At 43.9% G+C, this 8,221-nt stretch carries 12 protein-coding genes; 4 read left to right on the forward strand and 8 right to left on the reverse strand.

The features are described 5' to 3' along the window. From LC574_RS15360 to trxA, 5 genes are all read right to left on the reverse strand, one after another. A partial coding sequence (locus LC574_RS15360) for a hypothetical protein (RefSeq protein ID WP_229454320.1) occupies positions 1 to 348 on the reverse strand: 348 nt, incomplete at its 3' end. 67 nt (positions 349 to 415) lie between these two features. Next, entirely contained in the window at positions 416 to 1,081 is a 666-nt protein-coding gene (locus tag LC574_RS15365) for a nitroreductase family protein (RefSeq protein WP_229454321.1), read from the reverse strand. Between the two features lie 501 nt (positions 1,082 to 1,582). Then, entirely contained in the window at positions 1,583 to 2,695 is a 1,113-nt protein-coding gene (locus LC574_RS15370; protein WP_229454322.1) for an alkene reductase, read from the reverse strand. A gap of 83 nt (positions 2,696 to 2,778) precedes the next feature. Next, entirely contained in the window at positions 2,779 to 3,072 is a 294-nt protein-coding gene (locus LC574_RS15375; RefSeq protein WP_229454323.1) for a hypothetical protein, read from the reverse strand. Between the two features lie 36 nt (positions 3,073 to 3,108). Continuing rightward, positions 3,109 to 3,432, reverse strand: a complete 324-nt coding sequence (gene trxA / locus LC574_RS15380; protein WP_012412473.1) for a thioredoxin — start codon at positions 3,430 to 3,432, stop codon at positions 3,109 to 3,111. Between the two features lie 81 nt (positions 3,433 to 3,513). On the opposite strand from trxA, the gene LC574_RS15385 reads away from it, so the two are divergent. Both LC574_RS15385 and LC574_RS15390 read left to right on the forward strand, forming a co-directional pair. Beyond that, positions 3,514 to 3,861, forward strand: a complete 348-nt coding sequence (locus LC574_RS15385) for a helix-turn-helix transcriptional regulator (RefSeq protein WP_229454324.1) — start codon at positions 3,514 to 3,516, stop codon at positions 3,859 to 3,861. 176 nt (positions 3,862 to 4,037) lie between these two features. After that, positions 4,038 to 4,466: a hypothetical protein gene (locus tag LC574_RS15390; RefSeq protein ID WP_229454325.1), complete on the forward strand. Its 429-nt coding sequence runs from the start codon at positions 4,038 to 4,040 to the stop codon at positions 4,464 to 4,466. On the opposite strand, the gene LC574_RS15395 is transcribed toward LC574_RS15390, so the two are convergent. Both LC574_RS15395 and LC574_RS15400 read right to left on the reverse strand, forming a co-directional pair. Continuing rightward, complete coding sequence (locus LC574_RS15395; protein ID WP_229454326.1) at positions 4,456 to 4,818, reverse strand: nucleotidyl transferase AbiEii/AbiGii toxin family protein; 363 nt, start codon at positions 4,816 to 4,818, stop codon at positions 4,456 to 4,458. The genes LC574_RS15390 and LC574_RS15395 overlap by 11 nt on opposite strands. A 118-nt stretch (positions 4,819 to 4,936) precedes the next feature. Beyond that, on the reverse strand, positions 4,937 to 5,173 hold the full coding sequence (locus LC574_RS15400) for a hypothetical protein (RefSeq protein ID WP_229454327.1): 237 nt from the start codon (positions 5,171 to 5,173) through the stop codon (positions 4,937 to 4,939). Between the two features lie 252 nt (positions 5,174 to 5,425). Between LC574_RS15400 and LC574_RS15405 the strand changes: the two genes are divergently transcribed. Further along, positions 5,426 to 5,806, forward strand: coding sequence for a hypothetical protein (locus tag LC574_RS15405; RefSeq protein WP_229454328.1), 381 nt, complete (start codon positions 5,426 to 5,428; stop codon positions 5,804 to 5,806). 1 nt (position 5,807) lies between these two features. Beyond that, positions 5,808 to 6,221: an HNH endonuclease gene (locus LC574_RS15410; protein WP_229454329.1), complete on the forward strand. Its 414-nt coding sequence runs from the start codon at positions 5,808 to 5,810 to the stop codon at positions 6,219 to 6,221. Positions 6,222 to 6,348: 127 nt separating this feature from the next. Here LC574_RS15410 and LC574_RS15415 read toward each other — a convergent pair whose 3' ends face one another. Then, the gene (locus LC574_RS15415) at positions 6,349 to 7,638 is read right to left on the reverse strand and encodes a glycosyltransferase (RefSeq protein WP_229454330.1); all 1,290 of its coding nucleotides are present in this window, start codon (positions 7,636 to 7,638) and stop codon (positions 6,349 to 6,351) included. Positions 7,639 to 8,221: the final 583 nt, after the last annotated feature.

Here is an 8,221-nt window from a genome sequence, read left to right on the forward strand (position 1 = left end):
GGGGAGATGGGGGAGCAGGGGGAGCAGGGGGAGATGGGGGAGCAGGGGGAGATGGGGGAGCAGGGGGAGCAGGGGAGGCAGGGGGAGCAGGTTTAAAGACTCATTCACGAGTATAAAAGACTCGTTGGCGAGTATCAAAGACTCATTTATGAGTATCAAAGACTCGTCGGCGAGTATAAAAGACTCATTCACGAGTATAAAAGACTCATTCATGAGTATCAAAGACTCATTCATGAGTATCAAAGACTCATTCACGAGTATCAAAGACTCATTCACGAGTATCAAAGACTCATTCACGAGTATCAAAGACTCATTCACGAGTATCAAAGACTCATTCACGAGTATCAAAGACTCATCCCCTATTCTCCATGCCCTATGCCCAATGCCCTATGCCCCATTCCCAATTTCAAGAAAACTACCCTGCATAAGGATTACCGATTCTATCCACAGAGACGTTGTAAGAAAATGGCAAACGACCTGGATTTAAGCGTGGTTCTGCTGCATAGCCAACAGGAACTAAAACAGCGATCGCTAAATCTGGATTATCCCCTGCACCAATCACTTGTTTTACCTGATCCTCAATCCAACCGTTCATAAAACAAGTGGATAATCCTAAACTTTCTGCTGCTAACACCAAATGAGTCGCGGCAATGATGGCATCTTTGATCGCATATTCGCGTCGCTTGTCACCCAGTGCCGCTTGAAATTGGGGAACAGCGGTTTTAAAGTAGTTTACCGTACCTTCATTCCATGCCCCAGTTTCGAGTCCCCGCTCTAGAATCGGAGTCAAGTCTCGTTCGCCTACGTTAGGATCGGCGGCAAAGACGAAGGTTACAGGTGCTTGGACAATTTGCTGTTGATTCCACGATGCTGCTGATAGTGCTGCCTTTTGCGCCTCATCTTGCACAAGAATAATTTGCCAGTCTTGCATATTAAAGCTGCTAGGCGCTGCCACGGTCAACTCTACCAGTTGCTTGAGCAGTTCTGGGGCGATGGGGTCTGTTTTAAAAGTTTTGATGGAACGACGTTGAGCGATCGCACTGGGTACATCTAAAGCTTGAGTTTGGGTGATGGAACTCATGAAATTCTCCTGATAGTTGAGTTATGACCAAATAATTTGTAATGACGTTCTCTACGAAACGCTAAGAGGATGTTTTAAAAGTTTTGGGCGAATATAATTCGCTACTACACAAGCTCTCGTCCACCTCCGTGGACTAACACAAAATCAAGGATTTCAAACCCACGGAGGTGGGTTTCGTCTGTGTAGACGCGATTTCCAATTGCCCAGGTGAGTAACTCGCTACCACTGCACTAACGTAATTAGGATACAAGCAAATTTATTTATTCACGAAACAAAAATAAAAATTATTCCTTGTTTCAGAACAAACGACTTGCCTACTGCACGCGCAAAGTACAGTCATAATTACGAACTTGTACTGAGCTTGTCCTGAGCTTGTCCTGAGCGTAGCCGACTTGTACGCTCGCTGCGTCGAAGTAAGGGCGTAGCCGACTTGTACTGAGCTTGTCCTGAGCGTAGCCGAAGGGCGGCGTCGAAGTAAGGGCGTAGCCGAAGTATTACGAATTACGCCTTAGCTACTGGCTCATTAGCAGGCGACCAAAATGGATAATCTGTATATCCCTTTTCATTGCCACCATAAAAGGTTGCTTGATTTGCTTCATTTAATGGTGCATTTAAAGCCAAGCGTCGGGGTAAATCTGGGTTTGATATAAATAATGTGCCAAAGGCAACTAAATCTGCTGCTTTGTTTGCCAGTACAGCATTGCCTTTTTCACGAGTATAACCACCATTGACGATGAGTGTACCTGTAAAGCGATCGCGTATATGAGTAGTGGGTACAATTATCTTGCCATGTCTGATGTCTGCTTCTGTTGCCTCATAAATATGCAGATATGCCAAATTAAATTGGTTCAACGCTTGAGCCGCATAACCGAATGTCTCCAGGGGATTGGAATCACCTATATCGTTAAAAGTCCCACTGGGAGATAAACGTACCCCTACTCGGTTAGAATCCCACACACTAGTTACTGCCTCTGTTACTTCTAACAGGAATCGGGCGCGATTCTCAATAGAACCGCCATATTTATCTGTACGTTGATTAGTGCGATCGCGCAGAAACTGATCTATTAAATAACCATTAGCTGAGTGAATTTCCACCCCATCAAACCCAGCCGCTAGAGCATTTGCCGCTCCTTGACGGTACTGTTCCACTATCTGCGGTATTTCCGAAGTTTCTAAAGCACGGGGAGTAACAAAGGGTTTTGGCCCTTCATAAGTTGCGGCTTCACCTTTAGGAGCAATGGCAGAAGGTGCTACAGGTAAAGCTCCATTTGGTTGTAAGTCTGGGTGAGAAATCCTGCCTACGTGCCATAGTTGCAGAAAAATTCTCCCTCCCTGCTGATGTACGGTATCGGTTACTAACTTCCAGCCCTCCACCTGTTCTGGTGAATGAATTCCTGGTGTAGCGGGATAGCCCTGTCCTTCAGGAGTTACCTGTGTTGCTTCAGCAATAATCAGTCCGGCGGAAGCACGTTGAACGTAATAGGTTGCATTCAGTTGGTGTGGTACGTTTCCCTGACCTGCCCTGTTTCGGGTTAAGGGTGCCATCACTATCCGGTTAGGTAGTTCCAGATTCCCTAATTGGTAAGGAGAAAATAAGTTGACATCACTAGTCATTGGTTTTATCTCCAAATTATTTTGGTCATTAGTCACTTGTACTGAGCGACTCGTGCCGAGCGGAGCCGAGGTAAGCCGAAGTATTAGTCATTGGTCACTTGTACTGCCCTTACTTCGACTAGCGAGCGTACAAGTCGACTACGCTCAGGAACCGCGACTTGTGCCGAGCTTGTCCTGAGCTTGTCCTGAGCGCAGCCGTTGGCGCAGCCTCTCGTAGAGAAGGGCGAAGCCGAGGTAAGTCGAAGTATTGGGCACTGGCCAAACAGGACATTGCTTATTTCTCCCTCATCTCCCTCATCTCCCCCATCTCCCTCATCTCCCCCATCTCCCTCATCTCCCTCATCTCCCCCATCTCCCTCATCTCCCCCACTCCCCACTCCCCACTCCCCACTCCCCACTCCCCTTCGCTTAAATTAAAGATGCTGTGCTAAGGTCTTATTCAAGGTGGTTTTTGGAACTGCCCCTACGACAGTATCGACCTGCCGACCTCCCTTAAAAACCATCAGCGTCGGAATGCTGCGAATACCATAGTGGCTGGCGACAGTAGGATTTTGATCTGTGTTCAGCTTCACAAATTTCACCTGTCCTTCGTATTCAGCAGCAACTTCATCGACGACTGGGCCCACCATCCGGCAAGGGCCGCACCACGGCGCCCAAAAGTCCACTAATACCGGAATTTCACTTTCCAAGACTTCTTGCTTGAATGTGGCTTCTGTGACATTTGTAATGGATGACATAAAATTGCCTTCCTAATTAATTCTATAATTCGATATTATCGAATAATAAAAATATATGCCACCTGATGAGATAATGCAACTATGAGATTTCTTTATCATCCAGATAGAAAAAATATTTCTTTACCGGGAGTGCTGTATGCATTGGGCGATCCAGTGCGGCTAGAGATTGTGCGACGGCTGGCTACTGAGGGGGAACAATGCTGTGCCAGTTTTGATTTTGCGATCGCTAAGTCTACTATGTCTAATCATTTTAAGATTTTGCGGGAGTCTGGGATAGTCTTTACACGTAAAGAAGGGACACAGCACATTAACATCCTGCGGCGTGAAGATTTAGAGGCGCTGTTTCCAGGGTTGCTGGATGCGATATTGAAAGCGGCTCAACCATTGCTTATGGGGCATGGGGCATTGGGCATGGGGCATGGGGCATAACTTGTTTAATCGCAGTCAGTCTGTGTTAAAATTGTGTTGTAAGTAAGAATAACTATCTACTGTTGGTGTAAATCAAGTCACGTTTGATGCACAGTAAAAAATTTTTGTCAAGGCGTAAGTCTTGAATTATCTTTTCAATTTTTCTTAGCCAAACAAAAAAAACTCAAAGGTTTTGTATGACATTTCCGAAAACTCTTAGTGCAGATCTGTCCAGTGTCAAGCCTACTATTCCTCCCGAATTTGAGGATGTAGGATTTCTTGCTCCGAATGTGGGGACTTTTATCATCACAACTTCAAACGGTACAGCCAACTTTCTTTGGCAACATCATGTGCGGGATGTGGACTTTCACAGTGAAAAGCTGGCGTTTAAGGGTATTATCCCCATTAATGGTGTCGATTTTTACTACAGCACGATATCGATTGAGAAAAAGGAAGACGGATCAGAGCAAATTGATGTGATTGTTCTCCTTTCAGTACAACCAGGAGACGTAGATGAGGGGCATAGAATTTTTTATAAACGTCAGGGAGATACTGACTTCCACTTGTGGGCAATTGATGCAAAGAAATTTGAGCTTCACACTCCCGCTCTTGGTATTAGTTCTTAACCTCCAAAAGTAGATTGCATGAGATGAAAGAATGTTTCATCATCCGAATTCCATATTGGTCAGTTGTGCTACGTCCAACTTGGATTTTACTTAAATCCCGAAATAATGCTTCATGCCCACCTTCAAATACCACTGTACGTAGGTATTTGTAGCCTTCTGTACCAACATAAGCGATAAAATCAACGTCCTTACTCCAGCGATATTCTTTCAACTCAAGTGCAAGAAGGGTTCCGCCACCGAAGTAGTTGTACTGAGCGAAGCCGAAGTAAGCAGAACCCTTCCTAAGTATGTCAGAATCGAAGCATTCAAGAATTGTGAGAATTTGATTATGGTGTTCTAACCTGAAGGTCACGTCGCTTCTCTACGAGACGCTGCGCGAACGCTCCGAATTCAAAATTCAAAATTCAAAATTCAAAATTAATAATTTCCAGAAATAAATTTAGTTGCTCTGTATAATGAGTCTGTTTCGGTCATAAACAAACTTGCAACCAGGATTTATAGCGTCTGGCCAATTCCTGAAGAAAATTGAGTTCTTCACCCTCAAGATTATTAAATAGGTTGCGATATTGCCAACCACGCTCATAGCGACTCAGCATTTCTTCTGGAGTAAACCGATAGACATCGGCTGTCTGCCAACAAATTGACTCCAGAAAAGGCAACTTTTCGGGGATACTAATAGGATTATCTTTTGGTGTTGCGGTTGTCATAATTCTTTTAATCAACCACTTTCGGCTTACTTGAATTTTAGCTTTCGCGCTTTATATTTAGCCACTGTATTTGAGTAGGACAAATCACTGGTTAAATATAAAGCCGACGATCCAAAAAATCTAGGTGCCGCTAACTATTGGGGTGTGATGCCCGTATCAAAGCAATGGCATCTGGTGCAGCAATGGGCTTGAAAGCTATAATTAGGATATAATCCATATTCGTAAAAGTGCAAAATCGCAACAAAAGCACCAATGGCAGAATTCACTATTCAAATTCCTGATGAACTAGCTCAACGTTTAGAACCTCTGCAAAATCGCTTACCCGAATTGCTTTGGCGATTACTAGACGATGTTAATCTACCAATAACCATTCAGCCTACAGTTAACTCGGAAACTACAAATATTCCAGCAGTTTATCAAGAAGTTATTGATTTTTTAATTAAGGGACCAAAACCAGAAGAAATTATTAATTTTAAAGTTTCATTTCAATCTCAAACACGCCTACAAGAATTACTAGAGAAAAATCGCTCTGCAACACTCAGTCAAATGGAATTAGCAGAATTAGATGTTTACGAGCAACTAGAGCAAATGATGATTTTATTAAAAGCACGAGCTTATTCTGCAAGTCCATAATATGACTTCTAATTCGATTTGTGTGGAACTCCGTAGGTTAGTCACCCAGAGAGCTTTAGCACGCTGTGAATATTGCCAAATCCATCAAAACTTTTCTATTTATACCCATGAAGTAGACCATATTATTGCCGTCAAACATGGGGGTGAAACTACTGCTGAGAATTTGGCACTTTCATGTTTATCATGTAATCGTCACAAAGGCTCTGATTTTGCTACTATAGACCAGCTTACTCAAGAGATTGTCCCATTGTTTAATCCCCGCCGCCTAATTTGGGATGAACATTTTTATCTTGAAAATGCCAGAATAGAAGGAAAAACTCAGATTGGTCAAGGGACTGCAAGGTTACTTCAGTTTAATGTTCCCAATCGGGTGCTTTCACGAAAAATATTGATAATTCAAGGACAATACCCGTAGATATAAGATCAAGTCCAATTTTGCTCCCAGAGCAATAGGGAATGATAATTTAGGAGGCTAATCAATAGGCTTGTTTTTATTATTAACACGTAAAGCCATATTATTTTGAAATTCAATTTTATCCCAACTATAAATTATCTGGGTTGGGGTAAACTCTTCCTTTCCAAGCGCCGCCGCGTCCTTGCCAATGACGTAGTGCTGAGTCTAGAGTCATCAGGGTATAGAGAAAAGCGATCGCGGGTAAGCTAAAAGCGAACCAGAGAGAACATTTATAAAAACGGATTGTCGGGTAGTAAGCAAAAGTCATTAATAGCCATCCTAATAAACCCGTAAATGCGATCGCCCAATTACCCCAAACTGCACCCAAGATTACACACACAGGTGGAACCAGATAAATCAAAGGCATTCCCACTAAAGTTCCCAATAGTAGTAATGGAGAATAATTCAGTTGGGTATAAGCAGTACGAGCAACCATATCCCAAATCGTCGCCAGCGAGTCATAGGGACGCAGACTTCGAGTCAGGGTACTTAATCCTAGCCAGATACGCCCTTGATTGGGCATGGGGCATGGGGCATAGGGCATGGGGCATGGGGCATAGGGCATGGGGCATGGGGCATGGTTGTTCTCCTTATCCCCTTGTCCCCTTATCCCCTTGTCCCCTTGTCCCCCACTCTTCTTAACAGCGTCAGCCAGGGCGCAATCGTCGATTAAAGCTTGGCGAATTACTTGAATACCACCGATTCGCTCTAAAGCTTCACGGGTGATCAGAATAGATCCTCCAGCGGCGGCGGCTGTGGGATTGTTTGGATTATTTACCCAGCGGAAGGGATAGAGTTTTTGGAAGAAAAAGACGAAAGCCGGAATCAAAAGTTTTTCCCAAAAGCTCTCACACCTGAGTCGCACCATTACCGAAACCATATCTAAATCTTCCTGCACAGCTTTAGCAACGAGTCGGCGGAGATTACCAGGATCGTGTTCGATATCTGCGTCGGTCAGGAAAAAATAGTCAGGTGCAAATAAACTCGCGCTGTTTATACCTTGCTCAATTGCCCAAAGTTTGCCCGACCAACCAGAAGGCAGTGAAACGCCAGAGATAATATGCAATTGCTGGGGTTTACCTACAGCGTGTGCAACTCCTTCGGCAAAATTTGCTGTCCGATCTGTGCTGCGATCGTCTACCAAAAATACGTTTAAAGAACCAGGATAGTCTTGGAGTAGGAGCGATCGCAGTGTAGTTGGTAGCAATTGGGCTTCGTTACGGGCTGGAACGACGGCACAAACCACAGGTAACGATTGTAACTGAGTTTCTGTAACCTCTAATTGCTGGTCTGTCTGCCAAAATTGTCCCCAAAAACATAGTAATACCAACCAAATTGTCAAGGATAACAGCATCAACCCGAATACAATTACATCCATGACCGTCCTTATCTCCCTATGCAAACTTCAAAATCACTATACTCCTATGGGGAAGCAAGCTACGCGCAATGGGGCGAAGCCCAGTCCAATTTCGCATCTCTACAAGGATTCTGGATAACGCATATTTACAGCTATTTTCAGGTAAATAGACCACGCGGTAGGGGTAAAGCGCAATGCTCATACGTGTCAACTTAACGTAAAAGCCATGTCCCGCAAGGAACTGAAGTTCCTTGCTAATAGCTTAAGTCATCTTTTGATGACTAAACAATCCGAAAAATTTTTAGTCTACTTCAGTAGACTTTAGCTATAAGCCCTGAAATTCATTTCTGGGCGGGCGTGGAAGCCAACAGATAAGCGATTTTTAGCTTAAGTTGACACCAATGAGCATTGCGCTTTACCCCTACGATAGATGTGGTTCAAATACATGAAAACTGCTGTAATTTCTGGAGAGGTCTAATATCATGTCCGACTTAGTACTTAGTCAAAAGCGAGCGGAGCGTGGCAATCCCAAACCTTTGCGATTGCTTCATTCCACTTCGTTGCATTCGCAATGACATATCGTAAGTGATTTGCCGAACTTGAT

The organism is Nostoc sp. CHAB 5715 (assembly GCF_020829685.1).
Classification (GTDB): domain Bacteria; phylum Cyanobacteriota; class Cyanobacteriia; order Cyanobacteriales; family Nostocaceae; genus Nostoc.

What these genes read in the sequence shown, in the direction of transcription:
- LC574_RS15365 (WP_229454321.1), bottom strand. Translation starts at nt 1,081, where the DNA reads ATGAGTTCCATCACCCAAACTCAAGCTTTAGATGTACCCAGTGCGATC.
- LC574_RS15370 (WP_229454322.1), bottom strand. Translation starts at nt 2,695, where the DNA reads ATGACTAGTGATGTCAACTTATTTTCTCCTTACCAATTAGGGAATCTG.
- trxA (WP_012412473.1), bottom strand. Translation starts at nt 3,432, where the DNA reads ATGTCATCCATTACAAATGTCACAGAAGCCACATTCAAGCAAGAAGTC.
- LC574_RS15385 (WP_229454324.1), top strand. Translation starts at nt 3,514, where the DNA reads ATGAGATTTCTTTATCATCCAGATAGAAAAAATATTTCTTTACCGGGA.
- LC574_RS15390 (WP_229454325.1), top strand. Translation starts at nt 4,038, where the DNA reads ATGACATTTCCGAAAACTCTTAGTGCAGATCTGTCCAGTGTCAAGCCT.
- LC574_RS15400 (WP_229454327.1), bottom strand. Translation starts at nt 5,173, where the DNA reads ATGACAACCGCAACACCAAAAGATAATCCTATTAGTATCCCCGAAAAG.
- LC574_RS15405 (WP_229454328.1), top strand. Translation starts at nt 5,426, where the DNA reads ATGGCAGAATTCACTATTCAAATTCCTGATGAACTAGCTCAACGTTTA.
- LC574_RS15410 (WP_229454329.1), top strand. Translation starts at nt 5,808, where the DNA reads ATGACTTCTAATTCGATTTGTGTGGAACTCCGTAGGTTAGTCACCCAG.
- LC574_RS15415 (WP_229454330.1), bottom strand. Translation starts at nt 7,638, where the DNA reads ATGGATGTAATTGTATTCGGGTTGATGCTGTTATCCTTGACAATTTGG.